We start from the raw sequence: 25,341 nt of genomic DNA, 5'->3' as shown, positions 1-25,341 counted from the left end.
GGGACCGTTGTCATTCCCCATGAGAGGCCTCTGACCTGCGGTTTCATCCGGCCGCTGCCAGGGTGGCGTGATCGTGGGAAAATCTGCTCATGGTCCAGCGCCCCGGTGTGCCGACCGCGCCCGAGCTCGTCCTGGAAACCGCCACGGGCTCCACAGCGATGAGCCCGGGCCGGACCTACCACGTCGGCAGGGACCCGCTCTGCGAGATCTGCTTCGAGGACGCCCGCGTCTCCTGGCACCACGCGATCCTGCGCCCCGACGGCGACCACTGGACGGTGGAGGACGAGGACAGCACCAACGGCACCTGGGCCGACGGCCACCGCATCCACGAGTGGAGCGTCGGCGTCGGCAGCGAACTGCGCTTCGGCGACGCACGGGACGGCCCGCGGGCCGTCCTCACCGCGCCCCGGCCCCCCGGTGCCGGAGCCCGGCCTTCCAGGGTCTCCAACCCGTCGATGACCACCACCTTCCGCCGGCCGAGCGCCGTCCTGCCGCTGCCCGCCCGCACCACGGTGCGCATCGGGCGCGCCACCGACAACGACCTCGTCATCGACGAGCTCGACGTGTCACGCCGACACGCCGAACTGCGGGCCCTCCCCGACGGCGGCTACCAGATCGCCGACCTCGGCAGCCACAACGGCACCTACCTCAACGGCGCCCCGGTCACGGGCGCAGCCCCCCTCGCCGAGGGAGACATCGTCGGCATCGGCCACCTGGCCTTCTGCCTCGTCGGCGACCGGCTCCAGGAGTACGAGGACACGGGCGAGGTCACCCTGGACGTGCAGGGCCTCACCGTCGCCGTCGACCGCGGTCGCAAGACCCTCCTCGACGGGGTCTCCTTCCCCGTGGGCGCCAAATGCCTGCTCGCCGTCATCGGTCCCAGCGGAGCCGGCAAGTCCACCCTGCTCGGCGCCCTCACCGGCCTGCGCCCCGCCGACCGGGGCGCCGTCCTCTACGACGGCCGCGACCTGTACCGCGACTACGCCGAACTGCGCAGCCGCATCGGACTCGTGCCCCAGGACGACATCCTGCACTCCCAGCTCACCGTCCGGCGCGCCCTCTCCTACGCCGCCGAACTGCGCTTCCCACAGGACACCGCGAAGGCCGAACGCCGGCGGCGGGTCGACGAGGTGATCGGCGAACTCGGCCTCGAACAGCGCGCCGACCAGCCCATCCACAGCCTCTCCGGCGGCCAGCGCAAACGCGTGTCCGTCGCCCTGGAACTGCTCACCAAACCCTCCCTGCTCTTCCTGGACGAGCCCACCTCCGGCCTCGACCCGGGCATGGACCGCTCGGTGATGCACATGCTGCGCGGCCTCGCCGACGACGGCCGCACCGTCATCGTGGTCACCCACAGCGTCCTCAGCCTCGACGTCTGCGACCGGCTGCTGGTCCTCGCCCCAGGCGGCCGCATCGCCTACTACGGGCCGCCCGCGGGGACGCTCGGCTTCTTCGGGTTCTCGCAGTGGCCCGAGGCATTCGAGGCCTTCGAGAACCAGCGCGGCCGCGACTGGGCGGGGGAGTACGCGGCCTCGACGGCCCACCGCACCTACGTCCTGGGCGGGGCCCGCCAGCCCTGGCACGGCGGGGACGACCGGGCGGCCGCCGGGGCCGCCCCAGCGGCCGGCTTCGTCCCCGCGCCTCCCAAGGCGCAGAGCTGGGGATCCCAGCTGTCCACCCTCGTACGGCGCTACGCGGCCGCACTCGCCGCGGACCGGACCTTCCTCGCCATCATGATCGCGCTGCCCTTCGTCATGGGGGCCATGGCCCGCGCCCTGGCCGGCAGCAGGCTCACCCAGGAGACCGCGATCAACGCCCTGCTCATCCTGTCCGTCGGCGGCGTCCTCACCGGGGCCGCCAACGCCGTGCGCGAACTGGTCAAGGAGCGGGTCATCTATCGGCGGGAGCGGGCCGTGGGGCTCTCCCGCTCCGCCTACCTGATGTCCAAGGTCGTGGTGTTGGGCGCGGTCACCGTCGCCCAGGCGGTGGTCCTCACCCTGGTGGCACTCTACGGAGTGGACCTGAACGCACCGGGCGGCCGCGGCGTGCTCCTGAATCCCCTCCTCGAGATCACCATCGCCGTGGCGCTGCTGGCGTTCAGCGCGATGATGCTCGGCCTACTGGTCTCCGCCCTGGTCCGCAAGGAGGAGGTCACCATGCCGCTGCTGGTCCTCCTGGCCATCGTGCAGGTGGTCTTCTGCGGGGCGCTGCTGGAGCTGGACGGCGTGCCCGTCATCGAGCAGCTCGCCTGGCTGGTCCCCTCGCGCTGGGCCCTCGGTGCCATGGCGGGCACCATCGACCTCGGTGCGATCGTGCCCGGCCCGCTCACCGACGACCCGCTGTTCGCGCACAGTCCCGGGGTGTGGCTGCTGAACCTGGGCATGCTGGTGGTCCTGTCCGTCCTCTTCGGAGTGCTGGTGGCGAGGCTGCTGCGCCGGCACGAGCCCGCGATCATGCGGAAGTAGGCCTCATGAGCAGCTCCATGGATTCCGGGACCTCCGTGGCGGACTTCCGGCCCACCCACGTGGTGCCGCCGCCGGGTCTGCCCGCCTGGGAGGCCCCCGACGTATCCCGGCCGACCGCGGCCCTGGACGCCTTCCTGCCGGTGCAGCTGCTGTCCCGGCGCGGGGAGTGGGGGGAGATCCTGTGCGCCAACGGATGGAGCGCCTGGGTCGACGGGCGGCTCCTCCTGGCGGTTCCGCAGCCGCCGCCGACCACGGGGGAGGGGCCGTCCGTACGTGCCGAGGACCCGAGGCCGCTGCTCCAGCGCGGCGCCGACGCCCTGGAGCGCTACCGGCACGCCGTGGACGAGCTGGCCTCCGGCCGCGCCGACACCGACGCCTTCCGGCGCTCCCTGCGCGGGCTGCGGGCGGGTGTGGTCCTCGACGGGGAGTCGGTGTGGCTCTACGACGAGAACGCGGGGCGGTGGATGTACGGCGACGGGACCCGCCTGGCGACCTACGCGGTGACCGAGGGGCCGGGGACCACCCGGGGGCACCCGTCGACGGCGGATCATGACGGCGCCGGTGCGGCCCGACCGGGGCCGGCCGCGCCGCCCGAGGGCCCCCCGGCGGGCCGGCCCGCCGGGGCCACCCCGACCCGGATCGTGGACGCGGGCGATTCCGCACCGGAGTGAAGGACGGGCTCGGGCACCGAAGCGGAGTTCTGCCGCGGGGCGCCCCTCGGCGGACACCGGGCCGGTGGTGCGTGCGCCCGGTCAGGCGTGTGTCGCGGCGGGGGCGTCCACCTGCCCGCGGCGGTGCAGCGGGCGGGCCAGGACGCCACCGAGGAAGCCCGCCACCGCCCCCCACAGGAGGCCGAGGCCGACCGTGCGCCACAGCACGGGGTCCAGCACGATCTTCCCGCCGAGGGCGTCCACCTCGCCGATGCCCAGCAGCGACAGCCCGTACTCGGCCCCGACCCGGGCCAGCAGGCAGACCGTCAGGGTGGCCAGGGCGAGGGCCGCCCCCAGATGCAGGGCGTGCTGCCAGGGCCGGACATGCGCCGGGGAGCGCACGGCCGCCAGCACGCCCGCGCCGAGCAGCAGTACGGCGGCCACCACCACCAGCCACCACGCCCGCGGGTCCCGGGCCGCGAAGGACGCCACATCGACGGGGGCTCCGTCGGCATCGCGCAGCACCTCGTCCACGAGCGGCGGCATCGGCAGCCCGAAGGCCCCTTCCACCCGGGATTCCCAGGCTCCGCCGAAGCCCAGGGTGAGGGCGATCCAGACGAGGTTCGGCAGGGCCAGCAGGAGTACGGCAAGGGTCCGGCCGGCGTTGCCCTGGGTCGCGGCCGCCACCAGGCCGACCGCGACGCCGATCACGACGTAGGCGAGGAGCAGCAGGGTGGTGGCGAAAGCGGCCGGACGCACCGCGGTGTGGAAGCGGACCAGTGCCGCCGGAAGCGGTGCGCGGCGCGACACGAGCAGGGCGATGAGCAACAGGCCCAGGACCCAGAGCAGTCCGAACAGCAGTGTGGCGGGCAGGTCGGCGCGGAAGCCCACCGTCGGCGCGGAGTCGAGGAGTTCGCCGATCACCCCGAGGGTGGAGTCGCCGGTGGAGATGCCGAAGTCCTGCCGGGCCAGGGCCGTCGCGCCGGTCAGGGCGAGCAGCCACAGCACCACCAACGGAACCGCGCGGCCGAGGAGTTCCCGGGGCCCGGCCACGGCCCGGTTGTGCAGTGGGCGCAGGAAGCAGTAGCCGGCCGCGAGAGCGCCGGCCAGGCTCACCGAGAGCGGAAGCACCGACAGGCTCACGTCTGCGCCGGCCAGCAGCCCGGCGTCACCAGAGACCTCCACTGCGCCGCCGGCCCCCATCACGACGACGGCGGCGAGCACGTGCGGGAACGCCCCTTCCGGCAGGCCCCCGGCCCCGGCGCACGCCAAGCCCGCCGCGGCGATCGCGACCATCGCCGCGAAGCCGGCCACGACGGCGACGAGTGCGTCGCGCCACGCCCTCGCGGAGCCCCCGGACGATGCCGATCTCGCTGTCTGGCTCACCCTGCAACCGTGGCACTCCCGGCTTGCGGGCACCACCCGGACGGCGCACACAATGGTCCGATGGGAACTCCCTCCTCCTGGGAAGAAGAGCCCGTGAGCACACAATCCTCCGGCGGGCAGCCGTCGTCAGAGCGACCCACCGGGCCTCCTTCCGGGCCGCTGTCGGGCGGTCAGCAGGTGCCGCCGCCCCCGCCGCCGACCGGGCCGCCTAGCGGTCCCGGCGGTCCCGGAGGTTCCGGAACTCCGGGGCCGGACAAGGGCCCTTGGTGGCGGTCCGTCCCACGCCTCGTCACCGCGCTCGTCGCCGTGGTCGCGGCCGTGACCCTGGCGGTGGTGCTGACCCGGCCCGACGGCGCACCGAGCGCCGGGGCCGAGGTGTTCCTCCAGCCGGCCGCCGCGGCCGGCCCCGACCCCTTCACCGAGTCCACCGTGGTGAAGGAGGACGCGCCGCCTCCGGTGAGCCCGGCGCCGTCCCCCACCACGACCGGCTCCGCCCCCGCCCCCGACGGCACCACCACGGGCACCAGGAGCGTCAGCGGATCCGCCCCCGGCGTGTACGGGGGCACCCAGGACGTGGCGAGCTGCGACGTCGAGAAGCAGATCACCGTGCTGGCCGCGGAGCCCGCCAAGAACGAGGCCTTCGCATCCACGCTCGGCATCCAACCGGCTGCCGTTCCCGGGTACCTGCGCTCGCTGACCCCGGTGCAGCTGCGGCTGGACGCCCGGGTCACGAACCACGGCTTCCAGAACGGCAAGGTCACCAGCTACCAGGCCGTGCTCCAGGCCGGGACGGCCGTGCTCGTGGACGACCGGGGCGTGCCGCGGGTGCGCTGCGCCTGTGGGAATCCGCTCGGTCCGCCGGTGCCGCTCAAGGCCGCGCCGAAGCGCTACGGGCAGACGTGGCCCTCGTACCAGCCGGCGAAGGTGGTCGTCATCGCGCCGGCCGTGCAGCCCATGACGAAGATCGTCATCTACGACCACCAGAACCGGCACTGGTTGGAGCGCGACAAGGGCCCGCACCAGGACAGGAAGCCGGACCGGCCGATCCCGCCGCCCGTGATCCCGACGCCGCCGACCTCGCCGAGCCCCGCGGTCACCCCGACGCACACCGGCTCGAAGCCGCCGGGACCACCGTCGACGTCGCCCACGCCCACGGGCTCGACGACCCCGACGCCGACGCCCACGACGACGACCACGCCGCCCCCGACGACGACCGCCACGCCGACGCCGACATCGCCCACGTCGCCCCCGGTTTCGCCGTCGCCCTCGACGACCCCGTCCCCGACGCCGACGCCTTCGGCCTCACCGTCCGCCTCCCCGTCGCAGTCGCCGTCCGGATCGCCGCCGGTCTCGCCGACGCCCCCTGCGTCGGGTTCCCCCTCACCGACGGTCGCCTCGTCACCGTCCTCGGCCGAGCCACCCTCGGGATCCCCGTCGGAACCTCCCTCGCCGCCGGGTCCGGGGACCTCGGCGGCGTCGCCCTCGACCAAGCCGTCACCGTCGCCCTCTGAGGCGCGCCCACCGCAGCCCGAGGCCCCGCGGTCTGCGGAGTAGCGCCGCGAGGGCGGGGGCGGGAACCACGGCGGAGGCAACGGCGGGAACCGGTAGCCGGCCCCGGCGAGCTCGGCTGGTCCGCTTCCGGACAAGGCCGTTGAAAACGGGTGAGAGCCGCCCGCCCCGACCACCGTGTTCGGACGGCCCTGTTGGTCCACGACGCTGACGAACGGGCCTCCAGGACGCGCGTGTCCGGGCCGTGGCGCGGGCCGGCCCGGTGAAGCCGGGCTCCGCGGTGCGCGAGACGTTCCGAGGATGCGGCAGCGCTCGAAATGGATGGCCCTAGCATGGGAATTGTTCGCCATTCCGGACGGATTGAGGGCCTGCCCGAGATGCCGATCGGATGGACGGTGACTAATATCATCCGTAGGTAGCTGTGGCAACCGCGGGATGCACACCCTCTGCCCGCGGTGACAACGCCAGAGCGCGCGGCGTGCGACACACATCGCACCGGCCCACGAGGTCCACGGTCCGAAGAGGCCGTGTTGACGGGGGATGCGCGCAATCCGACACATCTGTACGGCCACAGGTGCAGCCGTGTACAGCCCGTGCTGAGGAGGAAGAGCAAATTTTCGTGCCACAGCAATGCGTGCCATAGCAACGAGAAGGGTTCTCAACCATGCGAGCAACGAGAGTCAAGCGTCTCTTCGCGGCGTCCGCCATCGGCGTTCTGATGGCCGGCGGAGCCCTGGGAGCCGCAGGCACCGCCTCGGCGGCGACCCCCACCCAGCCCGTCTCCTACGTGAGCGGCGGCGGAGGCTGGGACCACGACAGGGGCGGCCACCACGGCTGGTACGACGACGATGACGACGACGACTACCGCGGCGGAGGCTACGGCCACGGCTACGGCCACGACTGCTGACACCATCGCACGCTGTGCGGCCCGTACGACGGGCCGCACAGTGCCGTGTCCGGCCACGGCGCCCCGCCGCCGTGCGTCCCACGGGGACACCGGCGGAGGACAGTGAGACCCTGGCTGCATGGTCGGTAGGGAAGACGTTCCCGAGGTCGGCTGGCCCGCGCGGCCGGACACGAGCTTGGCGCTCAACCGCATGGGCACCTTCGACTGGGACCTCGACAGCGGGCGGATGTACCTTGATCCCATCGCCCTCGATGTCCTCGACCTGCGCCCGGACGAGTACAGCGGCACTCCCGCCGGGCTCCGCGCCCGCATCGCCCCCGCCGAGGAGGCCCGGCTCGACTCCCGGGTCGCCCAGGCCCTCAAGGACGGCCGGAGCCACTACGGGGCCTATGTCCGCAGCCGCCGCCGCGACGGGTCACCGGCCTGGACCCACGTCCAGGGGCACATCCTGCGAGACCCGGCCGGCCGCCCGTACCGCGTCATCGGCGTCCTGCGCGACGCCGCCCACGATCCGGGTGAGCCCGGAGCCTTGGGGGAGCAGGACGAGGGGCGCCGCCGGATGACCGGCGTGGTCGAGCGGACCACCGCCATCCTCGCCCACGCCCGTACCGTCAACGACGTGACCGACGTCCTCAAGGACCCCCAGGCCCTCGGCCACCTCGGGGCGGTCAGCGTGATGCTGGGCGTCGTCGACGGGGGCCGCATCCACCTGGTCGCGGAGGGCAGGCTCGGCACGTACGTCCCCGAGATCGAGTACACGCGGATCGACGCGCAGTTCCCCATGAGCGTGGCCGTGCGCACCATGCGGCCGGTCTTCATCCTCTCGCGGCAGGAGTTCCAGGAGTCCTATCCGGAACTGTGGCCCTACATCGAGCCGCTGTCCGTCCACAGCGGGGTCTACCTGCCGCTCATCGCACAGGGCCGGCCGGTCGGCGCCCTGGGACTGCTCTACCGGCGCGAGGGCGACTTCACGGCCGAGGAACGCAACGTCCTGATGGCGCTCGGCAGCGGCGTCGCCCAGAGCCTCCAGCGCGCCATCCTCTTCGAGCAGGAGCACGACCTCGCCGAGGGGCTCCAACGGGCCATGCTGCCCCGGCGGATCCCCGCGGTGCCGGGCGCGCTGATCGCCGTACGCTACCGGTCCGCCCGGATGGGGCGGGACATCGGCGGCGACTGGTACGACGTCGTCCCGCTCGGCGGCGGCCGGGTCGGTGTGATGATCGGCGACGTCGAGGGCCACGACACCGACGCGGCGGCCGTCATGGGTCAGCTGCGCATCGTGATGCGCGCGTACGTGGTCGAGGGGCACACGCCGGGCGCGGCGATGGCCCGGGCTTCGGCCTTCTTGCGCGAACTGGACACGGAACGCTTCGCCACCTGTACCTACGCCGAGGTCGACCTCACCACCGGCACACTCCAGATGGTCCGCGCCGGCCACCTCGACCCGGTCGTGCGGCGCGGCGACGGCAGCTGCCATCGGATCCAGGTGGCGGGCGGCCTGCCGTTGGGACTGCCGCCCCGCGAGGCGAACGGGGCGGTGGGCTCCGGCTACCCCGTCACCAGCCTGGAGCTGCACCCCGGGGACACCCTGGTGCTGTGCACGGACGGCCTGATCGAACGGCCCGGAGCCGACCCCGACATCGGCATGCGCGAGCTCATGGCGGCGATCCACAGCGGCCCGGCGGACGTCGAGGAACTCGCCGACGTGCTGTGCGACCTGGTCGGGGACTCCGGCGGCGGGGACGACATGGCCCTGCTCGTCCTGCGCCGCCGCGGTACGCCCACCGGACGCGGCGGCGGCCCGCTGTGCCAGCGCCTGGACCCGGGCGACGCCCGGGCCCCGGCCCTGGCCCGGCATCTCGTTCGGGCCGCGGCGGCCGCCTGGGGCGCGCGGGACCGGGCCGACGAGATCGAGCTGGCGGCGGACGAGCTGATGACGAACGCCCTGGTGCACACGGACGGCGGCGGCCGGATGAGCGTGCGGATCACACCGCAGGGACGGATCCGGATCGAGGTCGAGGACTCCAGCAGCGCCCTGCCGAGGCGGCGCGAGGCCGACGACTGGGCGGTGTCGGGGCGCGGCCTGATGCTGGTGGAGCAGCTCGCGGACGCGTGGGGCGTGGAGCCACGCGGCGGCGGCAAACGCGTGTGGTGCGAGTTCGCCCCGACCGACCCGCAGAGCACGACCCGAAGGCCCGGCCCGTGATCCCTGGTGGTCGGCGCACGACGCCGGGCGTCCGCCGGGGATCGGCCGGGGATCGGCCGGCGGTCCTCGCGGGCCGGGTCAGCGCCGAGGCCGGGCGGGCGCTGCGCACCGACCGCGGCGAGCAGCCGGCAGGAGGCGCCCGGTCCGCCCGATCGAACGGGAATCCTTCCGGCGGCGCTCGGCCGGCCGGGCGAACCGAGCGGCTCGGGTCCGACCGCGCCGTCGCGGCCGGTGCCGGGGGACCGGCCCAGGATCCGACCGCGGCCGATCCCCGGGGGCACGCCCGGTCCCCCGGCACACGCCCGGGGTAGCGGCCGCCCCATCCGGCGGCGTCGTGGCAGTCCGCCGCCCACCGCCGGGACGGGGGACCTACAGTCCCACCAGCGTGACCTCGGTGGCCTTCACACTCGTCCACACCTCGGAGCCGTCGGCCAGGCCCAGTTCGGCCGCCGCGTCCGGGGTGATCTCGGCGACCAGATCGGGCGCCTCGGCCGAGGAGATCAGCACGCGCAGCCGGCTGCCCACCGCGGTGATCTCCCGGACGGTGCCCGGCCACACGTTACGGGGGCTGCCGCCCGGGCGGTCACGGTGCACCGACACCGCCTCCGGGGCGATGATCGCCAGCGCCCGGGACCCCTCGGGCAGGGCCTCGGCGACCACCAGGCGGCCGCCGGCGGCGAGGGTGAGGCCGTCCCCCGAGGCGGTGCCCGGCCAGGCGTTGCGCCCGAGCATGCGGGCCACCCACGGGGACCGTGGGTGCCGGGACACCTCGGCCGGCGGCGCGTCCTGCAGGGCCCGGCCGTCGGCCAGTACGAGCACCCGGTCGGCCAGCGACACCGCCTCGACGGGATCGTGGGTCACGATGAGGCAGACCCCGCCGAAGCCGGCCAGGTGCGTGCGCAGGGTGTGCCGTACGTGGGCCCGCGTGGCCTGGTCCAGGGCCGCGAGCGGCTCGTCCAGCAGCAGGAGCCGCGGCCGGGCGGCCAGAGCCCGGGCGAGGGCGACCCGCTGGGCCTGGCCGCCCGAGAGCTGGGACGGCCTGCGGTGCGCGAGGTGGCCGACGCCCAGCCGGTCCAGCCAGGCCTGGGCATCGCGGCGGGCGTCGGCGCGCGGCACCCGGCGGGCGCGCAGCCCGTACGCGGTGTTCGCCAGCGCGCTCAGGTGCGGGAACAGCGCCCCGTCCTGCGGGACCCAGGCCACCTGTCGCTGGTGCGGCGGCAGGGCGGTGACGTCGGCGTCACCGAGCCGCAGCTCGGCGTGGGCCCGCGGCGTCAGGCCGAGCAGGGCGCGCAGCAGGGTGGTCTTGCCGGCCCCGTTCTCGCCGACGACGGCGATGGTGGTGCCCGGTTCAGCTTCCAGGGTGAGGCGGTTGAAGCCGGTGACGGTGGCATGCAGGGGCCAGCGCCCCGGTTCCGCGCCGTGCGGCGCGGACTCCGTGGGGACTCCGGCTGCCGGGCTGCCCGCCCCGGCCGGTCCCCGGTCCCCCTCCGGTCCCCGGTCCCCCTCCGGTCCCGGGTCCCCCTTCGGCACCAGGGCTTCCTCCGGCGCCGGTGGCCGCGCCGTGATCGCCCCGCGGTCGACCGGGGCGCCCGTCCACCGGCCGCGTAGTGCGATCAGTACGGCCATGGCGATCGCCAGGAGGAGCAGCGACACCGAGGTGGCCGCCTCGGGCTGCTCCTGGAGCAGCAGGTACACCTGGAGCGGCAGGGTCTGGGTCGTGCCGGGAAGGTTCCCGGCGAAGGTGATGGTCGCGCCGAACTCGCCCAGCGCGCGGGCCCAGGTGAGGGCGGCGCCGGCGACCAGGCCGGGCGCCACCATCGGCAGGGTCACCGTGAAGAACACGCGGACCGGCCCCGCGCCGAGCGAAGCCGCGGTCTCCTCGTAGCTCTCCTTGAGGCCGCCGAGGGCGCCTTCCAGGCTGATGACCAGGAACGGCATGGCGACGAACGTCGCCGCGACGACAGCCCCCGAGGTGTGGAACGGCAGGGTGATCCCGAAGGAGTCCTCCAGCCAGGGCCCGAGCAGCCCCCGCCGGCCGAAGCCCAGGAGCAGGGCGACACCCCCCACGGTCGGCGGCAGCACCATCGGGAGCAGCACGAGCGAGCGGACCAGCGCCTTGCCCTTGAAATCCACGCGGGCGAGCAGCCAGGCCAGCGGCACACCGAGGACGAGCGAGCAGCCCAGCGCCCACAGCGAGACCAGCAGCGAGAGCTTCAGGGCCTCGACCACGTCCGGGCTACCGAGGTGTTCACCGAGGTTGCCCCACGGTGTGCGGACAAGGATCCCGATCAGCGGCATCAGCAGGAACGCGACGGCGAGCAGCGCGGGGAGCGCCAGCGCGAGCGGGGGCCGGGTGCGGGTACGGAGTCTGCTCACGGGACTTCCTGGCTGGGGCCGGCAGGGCCGGGCGGGTGGGACGGTCGTGCGGGGCAGGGGACGCGGGGGCGCAGGGGATGCAGAAGACGCGGGGCGCAGGGGGGAAGCCTATGCGGCAGCGGCCGGCGGAGGCGGCGGTGCGCGGGCACGCCGAAGGGGGCCGTCCGAACCCCAGGACCGGACAGCCCCCGGACGCCCCGGCGCGGCGGAGCGCCGGCTACGGCTGCTGGAAGCCCGCGTCCCGGAGGATCTTCTGCGCCTCGGGGGTGCCCAGCCAGGTGACGAACGCGGCCGCGGCCTCGGCGTTGCGGGACTGCTTCAGCGTGGCGGCCGGGTAGGAGGCCACGGCGTTCTGGTCGTCGGGGATCTCCACGGCGACGACCTTGTCGCCCGCCGCGGTGGAGTCCGTCCGGTAGACGAGGCCGGCGTCCGCCTCACCCAGCTCGACCTTGCTCAGGACGGCGCGGACGTTGGGCTCCAGGGAGACCGGCTTCACTTCGATCCTCTGGGCGTCGAGGATCTGCTTGCTGTAGCGGCCGACCGGCACCTCGGGCGCGGCCAGCACGACCTTGATCTTGGCGTTGGCGAGGTCCCCGAGCTCGTCGATCTTGAACGGGTTGCCCTTGCCGGCCGCGATAACCAGCCGGTTCTTCGCGATGATCGTGGCGTCGCCGGTTTCGGCCTTCAGTCCCTCCATGGTCCTGGTGTCGGCAGTGACCAGCGCGTCGGCCGGAGCACCCTGCCTGACCTGCGCCGCGAGCTCCTGGGATCCGGCGAAGGAGAAGGTGACCTTCGTGCCGGGGTGGGACTTCTGGTACGCCTCGCCCGCGGTCCTGAAGACGTCGGTGAGGGAGGCGGCGGCCAGGACGGTGATCGCCTTCGGTGCGGTGGACGCCGAGGGCGCGGCCGGGTCGGAGCCGGAGGCGGCGGGCTTGTCCTCGCCGCAGGCGGTCAGCGCCGCGAGCAGGGCGGCGGACAGGACGGCGGCGGCGGTGCGGCGGAGGGCCGAGGTCGGGGACATGGGTGCGGGCTCCTCGGTCGGGTCGGCGGCCGGCCGGGTGCCGGATCCGCGCTGTGGTGACCCGCGCCGGTGACGGGCGGAGCGGGTGGGGAGGGTGCGGCGGTGCTGAGGGATGGTGGTGCGGAGCCGCGGGGTGGGCCGGGAGCGGGTCGTCGGCCCGCCGCGGGCTGCGTCCGCGGTTCAGGCGCGGGCGAGCCGGGCGCGGGCGGACTTCGAGGGGCCGTCGACCGGCGGCCGGCCGGCCCCGCCGCGCCGGTTCACGACCCGGCCGGCGTCGGCACGGCGCCGCGCGGTGTCCGGGCCGACGCTCGGACGTCGCGCCACCCGCTCCATGGTGTAGGACTGCATGTGCGACAAGGTAGGGGCATGAATGGCGCATGTGCAATCCTCTTTGGTTGATCGCCATGGCAGATGCAGCACCCCTTGGTGTATCCGCCGAACACTGCCGGAAACTCATTCCGTCCTGAGGGGCCCGAATCGTTAGAGTCGGGGCATGGCTGATGAGGTATCGGTGACGGAAACGGGCACGGTGCGGGTCGATGCGTGGATCTGGTCCGTACGTCTGACCAAGACCCGCTCGATCGCGGCGACGGCCTGCCGGGCGGGCCATGTCAAGGTCAACGGGGAGCGCGCCAAGCCGGCGCAGCCGATCCGCGCCGGCGACGAGGTACGGCTCTTCCACGCGGGGCGCGAGCGGATCGTCGTCGTCAGACGTCCCGTGTCCAAGCGGGTGGGCGCGCCCGTCGCCGCCGAGTGCCTGATCGACAAGAGCCCGCCGCCGCCGACCGCCGTGGAGGCCGCGGTCGTCGGTGTCCGGGACCGGGGCACGGGCCGCCCCACGAAGCGCGACCGCCGCGAGATCCAGTCCCTGCGCGGACGCTGACGCCGAGCGGCCGACCCCGCGGGTCCCTGCCGATCAGGGCGGGCCCGCGGCGTCCGGGACCGGGGGCCCGCGCTGCAGGGCCCTCCGGGCGTCGACGGACCGCACGGGACTCCTCCGCCCGCTTCGGGATCCCTTGGCTCCGATAGGTCGATCGGCTGACCGGACCGGGGCGCGAACCGCACGAGGCCGCCGCCCGGGGGACCGGCCGGCCGATCCGGCAGCCTCGCCCGCGGTCGGCCCCCCGGCTTCCGGGGCGGGCCCGCCGCGATCGCGGGAGCCGGCCGTATGTCCGTGCGTCCGCCGATCGCCGCCACGCGGCGGACGGCCGCGCGGCCCGCGCCTCAGACCTTGCGGTAGGCGTACGCCTCGGCCGCGGCCTCCGCGACCTGTACCAGCGGGGCGCCCGCGGACGCGGCGACCACCGCCGCCACCGCGCCCTCGACGAACGGCGCGTCCACCAGCCGTGAGTCCGGCGGAAGCTCGTCCTCCAGCAGCAGCGTCTTCACCGTCAGCACCGAGCTCCCGAGGTCCGCCAGCAGGGCCACCCCGGCGCCCCGGTCCACCTCGCGCGCGGCCTGCACGATCCGCTCCGCGCTCGTGCCGAGCCCACCGGCGGACGTGCCGCCCGCAGCGGCCACCGGAGCCACCGCTCCACCCGCCGCCAGGCCCCGTGCCAGCTCCGCCACCGACTCCGCCACCTGTGCACTGTGCGAGACCAGCACGACCCCGACCAGGTCCGGCGGGGTACCGTCGTCGTCGCGTCCGCCCGTCACCGCGCGTCCTCCGTCCGCCCGGCCACGTCCGCGAGCGCCCCGAGCAGCAGCGCCGACGAGGTTGCGCCCGGATCCTGGTGGCCGATGCTGCGCTCACCCAGATAGCTGGCCCGCCCCTTGCGCGCCTGCATCGGCACGGTCGCCAGCGCCCCGCTCTGTGCCGCGTCCGCCGCCGCACGGTACGACGTGCCCAGCGCGGTCACGCCCGGCAGCAGTGCGTCCAGCATGGTCTTGTCGCCCGCGGCCGCTCCGCCCAGCTGTGCCACCGCGGCGACCCCTCGGTCCAAGGCCTCCCGCAGTTCCTCGTCGGACACCTCCGGAGCCTCCCCGAGCTCCTTGCCGGTCCGGCGCAGCAGCATCCCGTACAGCGGGCCCGACGCACCGCCGACCGTCGAGATCAGCGTCCGCCCGGCGAGCTGGAGCACCGCGCCCGGCGCGGCCGGGGCCTCGGCCTCCAGGGTGGTGCGCACGGCCGTGAAACCCCGCAGGAGATTGCTCCCGTGGTCGGCGTCCCCGATGGCGGAGTCAAGCTCCGTGAGCCGGTCCGCCTCACGCTCCACGGCGGCCGCGGCGGCCGCCATCCAGCTCCGGAAGAACTCTGCGTCACGCACCGGATCTCCTCGCCTCGCGTCCGCCCGGGCCACTCCCTGCCGCCACCATAGATCAGCACCCGTGTCGCGGGCCCGCGGTCCGCACGGGCGCGTCAGACCGACGCTGACTCCTACAGCGCCTCGGCTGCGCAGAATCGGTCAATTGGCGCCGCATCCGGTCAACCGGAAGCGCGAGATTCGGCCACGTGGTCGTATGTGTGCTTCTGCGGAATTCGACGAGTGCGAGGCGCGGCGTGGCAGCGACGACTGAAGAGCCGTTCAGGGCTCTGCTGGAAGCGGCACCGGACGCGATGGTGATCGTGGACGACGCCGGGGTGATCCGGCTGGTGAACGCGCAGACCGAGGCCCTGTTCGGCCACCCCCGGGCGGAGCTCCTGGGCCGCCACATCGAGGTGCTGGTCCCCGAGCGGTTCCGTGGCCAGCACCCGGGCCACCGGGTCGGCTACGCAGCGAGCCGCCAGGTCCGCCCGATGGGCGCCGGCCTGGAGCTGTACGGCCTGTGCCGGGACGGGCGCGAGTTCCCAGTGGAGATCAGCCTGAGCCCGCTGGAGACCCCGGAAGGCCTGCTGATCTCGGCGGCCGTACGCGACGTGAGCGAGCGCAGGGCCGCCGAGGAGCGCTTCCGGGCCCTGCTGGAGGCGGCCCCGGACGCCATGGTGATCGTCGACGAGCGCGGCGCGATCCAGCTCGTCAACGCCCAAACCGAGGCCCTCTTCGGGTATGCGCGGGAGGAACTGCTGGGAAGACCGGTGGAGGTGCTCGTACCGGAACGATTCCGCGGTCACCACGCCGACTTCCGCCACGGCTACTTCGTCAACCGCAAGACCCGCCCCATGGGCGCGGGCCTGGAGTTGTACGGCTTGCGCCGCGACGGGGGCGAGTTCCCGGTGGAGATCAGCCTGAGCCCGCTGGAGACGCCCGACGGCACCCTGGTCTCCGCCGCCATCCGCGACGTCACCGAACGCAAGTCGGCCGAGGAGATGCTCGCCAAGCTCTACGAGCAGCAGCGCCACGTCGCGCTGACCCTCCAGCGCAGCCTCATGGGATCCCCACCGGACGTTCCCGGGATGCCCACCGCGAGCCGGTACTTCCCGGCGCGGCAGGGGGCCGGGGTGGGCGGCGACTGGTTCGACCTCATCCCGCTGGGCGGGGGCCGGGTCGGCGTGATGGTCGGCGACGTGATGGGGCGCGGCCTGGACGCCGCCGCCGTCATGGGACAGCTCAAGTCCGCCTCCCACGCGCTGGCCAAGACCGGGATGCCGCCGTGGCAGCTCATGCGCGCCCTGGACGCGGTCGTCAGCGAACTGCCGGACCAGTTCGTCACCTGCTGCTACCTGGTCCTCGACGCCGACTCGGCGGAGATCACCATGTGCTCGGCGGGGCACCTGCCGGTCCTGCTCGTCGCCCCGGGCGGCGAGGTGACCCGGCTGCCGGTCGAGGTGAGCGTGCCGCTGGGGGTGGGGGAGGTGCCCCACCACGAGACCCGGCACACCGTCGAGCCCGGCTCGGTGCTCGCGCTCTACACCGACGGCCTGGTCGAGACGCCGGACAGCGACATCGACGGGCAGGTGGACGGTCTCGCGGCGGCGCTGGAGAAGGCCGTCGCCACGTCGGACGGCCTGGAGGCGGCCGCCGACCGGCTGCTGGACGAACTGCTCCCGGACGCCGACGACAACCCCGACGACGTGACCCTCCTGCTCGTCCGCATCCCCGACACCCCGGTGACCTCGCAGAGCATGCTCCTCGCCGCGGACCCGAGCAGCGTCGGCGCGGGGCGGCGGTTCCTGCGCAACACCCTGGCCCTGTGGGGCAAGGACGACGAGCAACTCCGCGACACCGCCTGCCTGCTCACCTCCGAGCTGCTCTCCAATGCGGTCAACCACAGCCGCGGACCCGTGCGGCTCCGGCTGCGCCAGGCCGGCCGCGAACTCAGCGTCGAGGTCTGCGACGGGAGCCCGGTCCTGCCCCAGGCCCGATTCGCCGCCCCCGACGCCGAATCGGGCCGCGGCCTGCTCCTCGTCGACTCCCTCGCCTCCTCCTGGGGCACGCTGCCGACGGCCGAGGGCAAGGCCGTCTGGTTCTCGCTGCCCCTTCCGGCCCCGCGCCCCGCGCCTCCCCTGCGGCTCCCGCGCGAAAGCGTGCTGAGCCCCGGGACGGCCACGTGATCGAATGGGGGTGTGAACGGCCGTGACGGAAAGGGTCCCGCTGTGTCAGATACGCCCCCGCCGAACGTGTGGGCCGCGCCGCCCGCAGGCGCTCCGCGATGGCCGGCCCCGGCGCAGGGGTGGCCGCCCGCCGTGCACGGCGGGCCCCCGCCGCCCCCGCCGACCGCTACCGCGCCGGCCGGCAGCGCCTTCCACGAACAGGGCCGCAACGGCCGGCAGAAGGCCCCGCAGCGCATCGGGGAGTTCCTCCTGGTCGCCGTCGGGAATCTGGCCCTGCCGCTGGTGGTGATCGCGTTCGGCGCCCTCGCCGGCTACGTGCTGGGGGCGGACTTCGCCGCCGAGGACGGCGAGCGGATCCTGGCGGATCCCCTCGCCGACGAGGCACTCGCCCTGCTCTCCATAGCCACCGGCATACCCGTCGTGCTGCTCGCCGTCCGCTGGTGCGGCAGCCGCCCCGCCGGGACCGCGGCCTCGGTCGTGGGCCGGCTGCGCTGGGGCTGGCTGGTCCGCTGCGCGGCGGTTGCCTTCCCGCTGATCGTCCTCCAGATGGGCGGGCTGGCGCTGTGGGGCTACCTCAGCGACGGCGAGGAGTCCCTCGCCGGCGACTTCCCCGGATGGTCCGGGTTCGTGCTCTCCCTCCTCGTGCTGTGGGCCCTGATCCCCTTTCAGGCCGCGGCCGAGGAGTTCGTCTTCCGGGGCTGGCTCGCCCAGTTCTTCGGTGGGTTCCTGCGGTCCCCGTGGCCCGGCATCGTCCTCGCGTCCGCGCTCTTCGCCGTCGCGCACGGCTTCGGCGAGTGGTCGGGATTCGCCTTGCTCTTCTACTCCGCCCTGTGGTGGGGGTGGCTGACCATCCGCACCGGAGGCCTTGAGGCCGTCATCGCCGTGCACGTGGCGAACAACATGACTGCCTACGGCATCACCGTCGCCCTGGGGGAGCTGGCCGAATCGGGGAACGCGGCGGACGCCCCGTGGCAGGCGCTCGTCCTCGAACTCGTCGCCGCGCCGCTGTACTGCCTGCTGATCGCGCGGCTCGCCACGGCCCACGGCGTTCGCCGCCTCAGCGCTCCGGACCCCGCCGGCCGGACGGAGCAGGCCGCGTAGGCACGGCTCACCGGCCGGCGCCCGATCCGATCTCCACCACCCGGGCCCAGGGCGGTGTCCGGTCCGGGCGGTAGTGCGGGTCGTCCTCGTTCCACCGGAGAGCCACCGGGCGGGTGAAGCGGCCCACGACCGTCCGGCAGGGCGGGCGGGCGGCCGGCCAGGCCGTCTGCCCGTCCGTCAGGACCACGATGACGTCGGGCGGCGGCCCCGCCTGCAGGGCCTTGGCGAAGCCCGCGCGCAGATCCGTACCGCCCCCGCCCAGCAGGGGGATGCCCTCGCCCTCGCACAGCGGGTGCACGATCCGCGCCGCCGCGTCGCAGGGCACCACGGTGACCAGGTCGCGGCGCCCGCCCACGGCCTGCGCGATCGCGGCGACCTCCAGGAGCGCGCTGCCCAGTTCGGCGTCGCTGACCGAACCGGAGGTGTCGATCACCACGGAGACCCGCGGCGGCCTGCGGCGCAGGCTGGGCAGGACGATGCCGGGCAGCCCGGCCGAGCGTCGGGAGGGCCTGCCGTAGCTGTAGTCCTCGCCGGCCCCCGCGCCGGAGGCTGCGGACCGGACCGCCGCGCCCAACAGCTCCCGCCACGCCTGCGGTGGGTGGAAGGCCTCCTCCGCCCACCGCTTCCAGCCCTTCGGAGCGCGTCCCGGGCGCCCGTTGATGCCCTGCGCCACCCGGAAGCGGACCGCGTCCTGCTCGTGCGCGCTGAGGCCGTGCGCGCCGTCCGCTCCCAGGTCCCACGCACGCTCCATCCCGTCGGCGCCGCTGCCGCAGTCCAGCCAGACCAGGGCCTGCGTCCGCGGCCCCAGCCCGAACTGGTGCAGATAGTCCTCCATCAACTCGCCCCCGGACAGACCCAGGTGCTGCGGGGTGACGGCCCCCGCCGGCCGCACCAGCCCGTGGCCGAACACGTCGTCGTTGATCTCCAGGTCCGCGGCGATGTTGATCCGCAGCCGTGCCCCGGGCCCTTCCAGTCCCTGGAGCCGCGCGGCCCGGTCACCCCGCCGGTGGTGGTCGCGCAGCAGGTGGGACACCTCATGGACCCAGACACCGGCCAGGTCCCTGACCGGCGTCCGGTCCACGAACCCGGCGGAGACATACACCCGCCAGTACCTGTCGACGGCCATTGTCGGCACCTGCCGCGACTCCACGGTGTGCAGCGCGAACAGCGCCGTAGCGAGGTACGGCCGGACCCGTGCGGCGTGCAGCCGGGCGGTGTAGAGCTTGTCCCGGTCCAGCGCCCCCGGCGCCCCGGCACTCACGGGCGGGCCCCCGCGGCGACGCCCGCCCGGTCCCCGGCTCCTTCCGCGGCCCGGTCCGCGCGCCGGGACAGGTCCACCACCCCGGCGAGCCGCTCGATCGTGGCGGGTACGTCCCACTCGTCCCGGCGCAGCGCGGCCAGCGCGGTCGCCGGGACGACCACCAGGTCCGGGGCCCCCGTCTCCAGAGCCCGGGCCATGATCGTCCATGCCGCGTCCCAGCGGGACTTCTCCGGACGCCGGTTGACCGCGGACACGATCCCGTCGAGCACGGCCTGGCGCTGGTCGCCCCGTTCGGGTAGTTCGGCGCCGGCCGGGTCGCGGAGCAGTGCTTCGGGGTCCGGGAGCTCCATCCGGTCCAGCGCGGCGAGCAGTTCCAGTCCCGGGCCGTCCCCCACGGTCCCCCTGACCAGCAGGGAGAGGACCTCCCGGGAGGAGCCGGCGGCGGTGGCGAACGCGAGCAGACGCAGTGTCATGTCCCAGCTGCGGGGCGACGGCCAGGCGCCGCCCCGCCGCGTCTCGCCGGAGGGCAGGCGGTGTACCAGTGGGGGCCGGGTGGTGAGGAACCCGCACACCGCGCGCCGGGCGAAGTCGACGGCGGCCGGCAGGGCCTGAGGGTCGAGCCGAGGCAGGGTGGCGCGCGGCCAGGTCCCGCCGAGGCCGCGTACGACGACATCGTGGTCGTGGGTCCACTGGAGGTGGACGAACCGGTTGGCCAGCGGCGGGCTCAGCTCCCAGCCGTCGGCCGCCGAGGACCTCGGGTTGGCGGCCGCCACGATCCGCACGCCGGGCGGCAGGTGCAGGGCACCGATCCGCCGTTCCAGTACCAGGCGCAGCAGTGCGGCCTGCACGGCCGGGGGCGCGGTGGACAGCTCGTCGAGGAAGAGCAGGCCGCGCCCGGCCCGCACCAGGCGCACTGCCCAGTCCGGCGGGGCCATGGGGACGCCCTGTTCGGCGGGGTCGTCGCCGACGACGGGCAGCCCGGAGAAGTCGGACGGCTCGTGCACACTGGCGATGACCGTGGTGAGCGGCAGGCCCAGGGAGGTGGCGAGCTGGGTCAGGGCTGCGGTCTTCCCGATCCCCGGTTCGCCCCACAGCAGGACGGGCAGGTCCGCGGCGACGGCCAGGGTGAGGGCTTCGAGCTGGTCATCGGGGCGGGGCTCGGTGGTGGTCTCGCCGAGCAGGGCCAGCAGAGTGCCGGCGACGTCGAGTTGCGAGAGGGTGGGCATGTCCGTGGGCATGAAGGGTCACCTGCGGGTTTCGTAAAGGGTGAAGGGAGAAGGGGGCACGGCCGACGGCGCGGCCCGCCGGTGCTCAGGAGGCCCGGCGGGCGTGCCGGGCGCGAACGGGATTCGGGGGGAGGCGTCTGGGCCCGGGGCCGGCCAGGCCCGCACGGAACAGCCCGTAGGTGATCCGCCGTCGGGCGGCCGCCTCCAGTTCGTCCAGCAGGGCGCCCGGACGCAGCAGGGCGTCCGGGCCCAGCAGGCCCTCGACGACGGCCAGCGCGCCGGTGACGTCTCCGTGGTCGAGGCGTTCACGGACGCCGGTGAGGCAGTCCGGCCGGCGGTGTGCCGCGTCGATGGCCCGCAGACAGGGCAGGGGAGTTCCGGACAGGGCCGCCAGCAGTTCCTCGCGCCGGACCTCGTCCGGGCCGTGGTCCAGTGGTGTCAGCACCCCGTCGACGAGGCCGATGCGGTGCCGGGCTCCACGGCATTCGACCGGACGCGGTTGCCCGGGCCCCGTCTCCGGGCCGGCGGTTCGCGGCGCCGGTGCTGCTGCGGCCTCCGGTGCCAGGGCGGCGGCGACCAGCGGGTGCAGCCGAGCGGCCTCGATGGAGCCGGTGCGGAGCAGTTCCAGGTCCGGGAGCAGCCGGGCCGCCGCGTCGGGCAGCACCGGGAGCGTGTGGGCGCTGCCATCCGTGGGGGCGGTTCGGATCCGGAGGGAGGGAGCACCGGTGCCGGGCCCGTCCCGGACCAGGTCCAGGACCAGCCGTTGCCGGCCTCCGAGCCGCACGGTGATGCTGCCGGTGTCGCGCCCCTCGGCCCGGAGCACGATTCCGGCCTCGGCGGCCCACCGGTCGACGGCGCAGCCGTGCTCCGGTGGCAGCGCTCCGGCGAGGTCGGGATCCGGTCCGGACGGATCGCGGCACGGCGGCCCGTCGGCCCCGGAGCGGGCCCGCAGTTCGTCCGTCCGGCGGGCGTCCCACAAGTGGCGGTGCAGGTCGAGGCGGAAGCGCCGGTCGGGGCGGGCAGCGCGGCGGGGGTCGGCGCCGGCGACCCCGGCCTCGGAGCGGGAACCGTCCCACAGCGCGAGGCCGATGCGCTGGCCGCCGTCCGCCCAGGCGGGTGGGGTACGGGCGACCAGGTGCACCGGGGCAGCCTTGTCCTCGGGCCCGGCGGTGGCGTACCGGGCGAGGGTGAGAGTCAGGCCGGGGCGCAGCAGCCCGTGGGGAGCGATCCGCGGCATGTGCCAGCGCAGCAGGTCGGGGGCCAGGTGGCGGAGGTCGGCCCGGATCCGGTCCGCGAGGTCGCGGCCGTGCGAGCGGGCCAGGGAACGCAGGTTGAAGTCGACATCGAAGCCTGCGGCGGCGCATGCCGCGGCCCAGTCGCCGCAGTGGCGGCGGGCGGTCGCAGTCTCGATCATGGGTGCCGGCACGGCGTACTGCCGTACGCGGAGCCAGAGGGCCAGGCGGGAGTCCCCGTTCGCGGTCCGAGTGAGCATCAGCGCTCACCTTGCGCGGTGGGGACCTCCGATCCGTGAGTGGAGTGAAGGTTCATCGCGGTGATCGTAGCGACCCCGACCGCGGCCGGCCAGGGTTTTTCCGACGGGTGCCGTCCCGCCCGGGCCACTGGTGGTGGTGCTGGTCGATGACGTAGTGGTGGCCGTGCCGCCAACCGCCGCCGGCCGGGCGGGCGTCCGCGAGGTGAGGGTGACCGGGCGGCAGGTCCGGGTGTACGTGGTCCAGCCTGTCGGGGTCGCGGACCGGCCAGGCCGCCGCCGCAGCGGCGGTGGCGGCCAGGGCGACCGCTCCCAGGGCAGCGGCGGTCACTGATAGGCCGACCCGCGGGGCGAGCCACCCGGCCAGCGGGTAGGTGAGCAGCCAGCAGCCGTGGGAGAGGGAGAACCGGGCGGCGAAGGCGGCGGGCAGGTCCGCGTCAGCGGTGGAGCGGCGGACCACCCGGCCCCCGGGCGTCAGGACGGCCGAGGACGCGGCCCCGATCGCCGCCCACGCCGCCAGCAGCGCGGGCCAGGACCAGTCGCCGGGCCCGGTCGCGGTGAGCCCGGCCGCGGCGGCGAGGACCACCGGGAGCGCGGCGGCGGCCCGGAGCATGACGGCGCGGTCGACGGAACGCCGCAGCAGCCGCGGCAGGGCGAGCGCGGTGAGCGCGGACCCGGCACCGTACGCACCCAGGGCGACCGATACCGCCCCGGCGGGGCGGTCGAGGTGGCCGCGGACGACGGCGACGGTGTCCACGAGGACGAAGGCCCCGGCGGCGGCGACCGCCAGGTCGAGGGCGAGCAGGGCCCGCAGTCGCGGAGTGGCCCGGAACAGGCGGATGCCGAAGGCGGTCCTGGCGTATGCCCCGCCGGTCCGTTCGGCGGGCGCGGGCCGGGGCAGCGCGGAGGTGGTCACGAGTGCGGCGGAGGCGAGGAAGCCGGCGGCGGTGCCGGCGAACAGCCGGTCGTAAGAGACCACGGTGAGCAGCGCCGCGGCCAGGGCCGGGCTGAACAGGCTCTCCAGGTCGTAGGCGAGCCGGCTCATCGACAGGGCCCGGGTGTAGTCCCGTTCGTCGGGCAGGACTTCGGGGATCGTGGACTGGAAGGCCGGGGTGAAGGCCGCCGAGGCCGCCTGGAGCAGGAAGATCAGGACGTGGATCTGCCACACCTCGGTGACGAGGGGGAGGGCCAGGGCGACACCGGCGCGGGTAAGGTCCGTCGCCGCCATGAGGATGCGGCGGGGGACCCGGTCGGCGACGGCGGTCACCAGCGGCGCGACCGTCACGTAGGCGATCATCTTGACCGCCAGGGCGGTGCCGAGGACTTCCGGTGCACCGTCACCGGCGAGGTCGTACGCGAGCAGACTGAGCGCGACGGTGGCGAGCCCGGTGCCGACCAGCGCGACGACCTGGGCGGTGAACAGGCGGCGGTAGGTGGCGTTGCGGAGGACTGACCGCGCGGACGGCACGGAGGGTGAGGACGGCACGGGCGGCCCCGTTCCGGTCGGCGGATCGATGACGCCATGCCAGCGTAGCCAACATGTGCGCACCTGTGCACGTATCGCCGGCGACGAGCCGGGCCATCACGGCCGCCCCGGGCCCGGTCGACGGGCTCAGTCGTGCGGCGGGAGGGAGCCGATCTCGTGGTCCGCGACGTTCATGGCCTCGTCCACCAGCCGGCGCAGGTGTCCGTGGCGCACGGAGTAGACCACGCGGCGCCCGTCCCTGCGGGTGGTGACGAGCCCGGCGAGGCGGAGCTTGGCCAGGTGCTGGCTCACGGACGGACGGGCCGCGCCGCACGCCTCGGTGAGCGTGGTGACGTCCGCCTCGCCCCGGCCGAGCCGCTCCATCAGCGCCAGTCGCGTGCGGTCCGCGAGCAGCGCCAGCACGGACGCGGCGACCTCCAGCCGGTCACCCCGCTCCTGCGCATCCCGCGCACCTGCCGGACGCGTGCCTGAGCTCATGCGGACATCGTAGGGCGCCCGGTGCGCGAAGGGTGCGCCGATGCGCACGCGGGAGAACGCGCACGGGCCTCGCACCCCCCAGGGGGTGCGAGGCCCGTGCGCGCACGTGGCGGTGGATCAGCCGAGGGCGGGCGCCTGCTGCTGAGCCGTCACTTCCGCGCCGTCAGTGCGCGCGTCCAGGAGCCGCTGGGCCAGGATCCCGAAGACGACGGCGAACACCGTCCACAGGACGAGCTGGACGGCCAGCGAGGCCATCCGGAACTCCCACAGCAGGGCCGCGGGGAAACCGGGCTGGACCGCGTCGCTGTTGTCCGGCAGGAACACGAACGCCACGGCGGTGGCGGCGACGAAGCCGCCGGCCGCGGCCAGCGTCGCGTTCCAGTTGCCCAGGCGGGGTGCCAGGCGCCGCCCGAGGATGACCGCGCCGACGCCGAGCAGCACGCTCAGCAGGATCATCAGGAAGAACAGCGTGGTGCGCTGTCCGATCGTGTCCGGATTGCCGACCGCCGGCGGGGTGGCCGGGTACTTGAGGAACGGCACCAGGTAGACCAGGGCGAACGCCCCCGCCCCGGTGAGCGCGGCCGTGGCCCGCGGACTGAAGCCGCCGACCCGGCCGAGGGCGAACGAGAACGCGAGCGAGGCGATGCCGCCCAGCGCGACCCCGTAGACCAGGACACCGGTCGCCAGGCCGACGGTCGACTGGACCGGCCGGCTGACGAGCTCCTCCTCCTCGGCGGCCTCGCCCGACGCGGCGTCACCACCGTGTCCGGCGTGAGCGCTCGGGGCGCTCGCGGTGTCATGGGAGGCGGCGGCCTCCTCCACGGCGATGGAACCCCGTACCGGCGGCTCACCCACCACGTAGGCGACGGCGAAGGCGACCAGCCCCGCGATCAGGCCCGCGAGCATGCCGCGGACCAGCAGACCTCTGACAGTGGAGGCGTACATGTGCGCGGCCTCTCAGTGGCAGGGGAAGCCGAGCAGGTGACGCCCGTCGTGCACCCACTCGTGCACGCCCTCACCGGCGAACACGGCGGTGGCGCCCTGTTCGGCACCGACGAAGTAGAGGGCCACGAGCATCAGGAGACCGACGAAGGCAGCCCAGGGCAGTACCGCGCGCACGGGCAGCGGAGCCGACGGCGAGACGGCGGGGGTGGATATGGCAGCGGAAGCGACAGCCTCGGCCATGATGGAACCTCCTTGGGGAACAACGCGTCCCATACGGTGGTGCAGGACGACGGTCCTCGGGTCTGACTCGCCGCGACGCCCATGGCGAGGGCACCGCAGCACACAGTGGCGCGACCATGCCGGATTCACACCGGGCTTCCGTCTCGCCGTCGTCGCTATGTGGA

General features: G+C 74.6%; 20 protein-coding genes and 1 pseudogene. 8 read left to right on the top strand and 13 right to left on the bottom strand.

Annotated elements, in window-relative coordinates; all coding sequences use genetic code 11:
* Nucleotides 1–89 precede the first annotated feature (89 nt).
* Nucleotides 90–2,465 (top strand): FHA domain-containing protein, encoded by a 2,376-nt coding sequence (locus ACFW2G_RS01240; protein WP_384444861.1) that lies wholly within the window; start codon nucleotides 90–92, stop codon nucleotides 2,463–2,465.
* A 5-nt stretch (nucleotides 2,466–2,470) separates the two neighbouring features.
* On the top strand, nucleotides 2,471–3,136 hold the full coding sequence (locus ACFW2G_RS01235) for a hypothetical protein (protein ID WP_236647639.1): 666 nt from the start codon (nucleotides 2,471–2,473) through the stop codon (nucleotides 3,134–3,136).
* An 81-nt stretch (nucleotides 3,137–3,217) separates the two neighbouring features.
* Here the strand turns inward: ACFW2G_RS01235 and ACFW2G_RS01230 are convergent, their stop codons facing one another.
* The gene (locus ACFW2G_RS01230; protein WP_384444857.1) at nucleotides 3,218–4,501 is read right to left on the bottom strand and encodes a streptophobe family protein; all 1,284 of its coding nucleotides are present in this window, start codon (nucleotides 4,499–4,501) and stop codon (nucleotides 3,218–3,220) included.
* A gap of 60 nt (nucleotides 4,502–4,561) precedes the next feature.
* On the opposite strand from ACFW2G_RS01230, the pseudogene ACFW2G_RS01225 reads away from it, so the two are divergent.
* The 3 genes and pseudogenes from ACFW2G_RS01225 to ACFW2G_RS01215 all read left to right on the top strand — a co-directional run.
* Nucleotides 4,562–5,845, top strand: a pseudogene (locus tag ACFW2G_RS01225) (DUF6777 domain-containing protein); the annotation flags it as partial.
* An 829-nt stretch (nucleotides 5,846–6,674) separates the two neighbouring features.
* Entirely contained in the window at nucleotides 6,675–6,917 is a 243-nt protein-coding gene (locus ACFW2G_RS01220; RefSeq protein ID WP_037921864.1) for a hypothetical protein, read from the top strand.
* A 118-nt stretch (nucleotides 6,918–7,035) separates the two neighbouring features.
* Entirely contained in the window at nucleotides 7,036–9,123 is a 2,088-nt protein-coding gene (locus ACFW2G_RS01215) for a SpoIIE family protein phosphatase (protein WP_052030601.1), read from the top strand.
* Nucleotides 9,124–9,492: 369 nt separating this feature from the next.
* Here ACFW2G_RS01215 and ACFW2G_RS01210 read toward each other — a convergent pair whose 3' ends face one another.
* The 3 genes from ACFW2G_RS01210 to ACFW2G_RS01200 all read right to left on the bottom strand — a co-directional run bounded on the left by ACFW2G_RS01210 (nucleotide 9,493) and on the right by ACFW2G_RS01200 (nucleotide 12,868).
* Nucleotides 9,493–11,421, bottom strand: coding sequence for an ABC transporter permease (locus ACFW2G_RS01210; protein WP_384580238.1), 1,929 nt, complete (start codon nucleotides 11,419–11,421; stop codon nucleotides 9,493–9,495).
* Between the two features lie 295 nt (nucleotides 11,422–11,716).
* Nucleotides 11,717–12,520 (bottom strand): molybdate ABC transporter substrate-binding protein, encoded by an 804-nt coding sequence (modA, locus tag ACFW2G_RS01205; RefSeq protein ID WP_384580109.1) that lies wholly within the window; start codon nucleotides 12,518–12,520, stop codon nucleotides 11,717–11,719.
* Between the two features lie 180 nt (nucleotides 12,521–12,700).
* Complete coding sequence (locus tag ACFW2G_RS01200; RefSeq protein ID WP_384444850.1) at nucleotides 12,701–12,868, bottom strand: hypothetical protein; 168 nt, start codon at nucleotides 12,866–12,868, stop codon at nucleotides 12,701–12,703.
* A 145-nt stretch (nucleotides 12,869–13,013) separates the two neighbouring features.
* Here ACFW2G_RS01200 and ACFW2G_RS01195 point away from each other — a divergent pair, with 145 nt between their 5' ends.
* Nucleotides 13,014–13,403: an RNA-binding S4 domain-containing protein gene (locus ACFW2G_RS01195; protein ID WP_037921872.1), complete on the top strand. Its 390-nt coding sequence runs from the start codon at nucleotides 13,014–13,016 to the stop codon at nucleotides 13,401–13,403.
* Nucleotides 13,404–13,744: 341 nt separating this feature from the next.
* Here the strand turns inward: ACFW2G_RS01195 and ACFW2G_RS01190 are convergent, their stop codons facing one another.
* Both ACFW2G_RS01190 and dhaL read right to left on the bottom strand, forming a co-directional pair.
* Nucleotides 13,745–14,176, bottom strand: coding sequence for a PTS-dependent dihydroxyacetone kinase phosphotransferase subunit DhaM (locus tag ACFW2G_RS01190; RefSeq protein ID WP_384580111.1), 432 nt, complete (start codon nucleotides 14,174–14,176; stop codon nucleotides 13,745–13,747).
* Complete coding sequence (dhaL, locus tag ACFW2G_RS01185; protein ID WP_384580113.1) at nucleotides 14,173–14,787, bottom strand: dihydroxyacetone kinase subunit DhaL; 615 nt, start codon at nucleotides 14,785–14,787, stop codon at nucleotides 14,173–14,175. The genes ACFW2G_RS01190 and dhaL overlap by 4 nt, the downstream gene beginning before the upstream one ends.
* A gap of 233 nt (nucleotides 14,788–15,020) precedes the next feature.
* Between dhaL and ACFW2G_RS01180 the strand changes: the two genes are divergently transcribed.
* Together ACFW2G_RS01180 and ACFW2G_RS01175 are read left to right on the top strand one after the other, a co-directional pair.
* Nucleotides 15,021–16,952 (top strand): PAS domain S-box protein, encoded by a 1,932-nt coding sequence (locus tag ACFW2G_RS01180; protein ID WP_384444844.1) that lies wholly within the window; start codon nucleotides 15,021–15,023, stop codon nucleotides 16,950–16,952.
* Between the two features lie 132 nt (nucleotides 16,953–17,084).
* Nucleotides 17,085–18,053, top strand: coding sequence for a CPBP family intramembrane glutamic endopeptidase (locus tag ACFW2G_RS01175; protein ID WP_384580115.1), 969 nt, complete (start codon nucleotides 17,085–17,087; stop codon nucleotides 18,051–18,053).
* A gap of 7 nt (nucleotides 18,054–18,060) precedes the next feature.
* Here ACFW2G_RS01175 and ACFW2G_RS01170 read toward each other — a convergent pair whose 3' ends face one another.
* The 7 genes from ACFW2G_RS01170 to ACFW2G_RS01140 all read right to left on the bottom strand — a co-directional run bounded on the left by ACFW2G_RS01170 (nucleotide 18,061) and on the right by ACFW2G_RS01140 (nucleotide 25,177).
* Nucleotides 18,061–19,314: a VWA-like domain-containing protein gene (locus tag ACFW2G_RS01170; RefSeq protein WP_384580117.1), complete on the bottom strand. Its 1,254-nt coding sequence runs from the start codon at nucleotides 19,312–19,314 to the stop codon at nucleotides 18,061–18,063.
* Nucleotides 19,311–20,552 carry an AAA family ATPase gene (locus ACFW2G_RS01165; protein WP_384444838.1) on the bottom strand — a complete coding sequence of 414 codons (1,242 nt, stop codon included), beginning with the start codon at nucleotides 20,550–20,552 and terminating at the stop codon, nucleotides 19,311–19,313. Before ACFW2G_RS01165 ends, ACFW2G_RS01170 begins: the two co-directional genes overlap by 4 nt.
* Before the next feature lie 73 nt (nucleotides 20,553–20,625).
* A complete protein-coding gene (locus ACFW2G_RS01160; protein ID WP_384444836.1) occupies nucleotides 20,626–22,032 on the bottom strand; it encodes a hypothetical protein in 1,407 nt (468 codons plus the stop codon).
* Nucleotides 22,033–22,084: 52 nt separating this feature from the next.
* The gene (locus ACFW2G_RS01155; protein ID WP_384580119.1) at nucleotides 22,085–23,515 is read right to left on the bottom strand and encodes an MFS transporter; all 1,431 of its coding nucleotides are present in this window, start codon (nucleotides 23,513–23,515) and stop codon (nucleotides 22,085–22,087) included.
* 126 nt (nucleotides 23,516–23,641) lie between these two features.
* Nucleotides 23,642–23,992, bottom strand: a complete 351-nt coding sequence (locus ACFW2G_RS01150; RefSeq protein WP_384444832.1) for an ArsR/SmtB family transcription factor — start codon at nucleotides 23,990–23,992, stop codon at nucleotides 23,642–23,644.
* Nucleotides 23,993–24,109: 117 nt separating this feature from the next.
* Nucleotides 24,110–24,937 carry a CbtA family protein gene (locus ACFW2G_RS01145; protein ID WP_037921889.1) on the bottom strand — a complete coding sequence of 276 codons (828 nt, stop codon included), beginning with the start codon at nucleotides 24,935–24,937 and terminating at the stop codon, nucleotides 24,110–24,112.
* 12 nt (nucleotides 24,938–24,949) lie between these two features.
* Nucleotides 24,950–25,177, bottom strand: coding sequence for a CbtB-domain containing protein (locus ACFW2G_RS01140; protein ID WP_060180303.1), 228 nt, complete (start codon nucleotides 25,175–25,177; stop codon nucleotides 24,950–24,952).
* Nucleotides 25,178–25,341 lie beyond the last annotated feature (164 nt).

It is taken from the genome of Streptomyces sp. NPDC058880, assembly GCF_042742535.1.
Taxonomy (GTDB): domain Bacteria; phylum Actinomycetota; class Actinomycetes; order Streptomycetales; family Streptomycetaceae; genus Streptomyces.
This window is presented reverse-complemented; position numbering and strand designations above follow the sequence as displayed.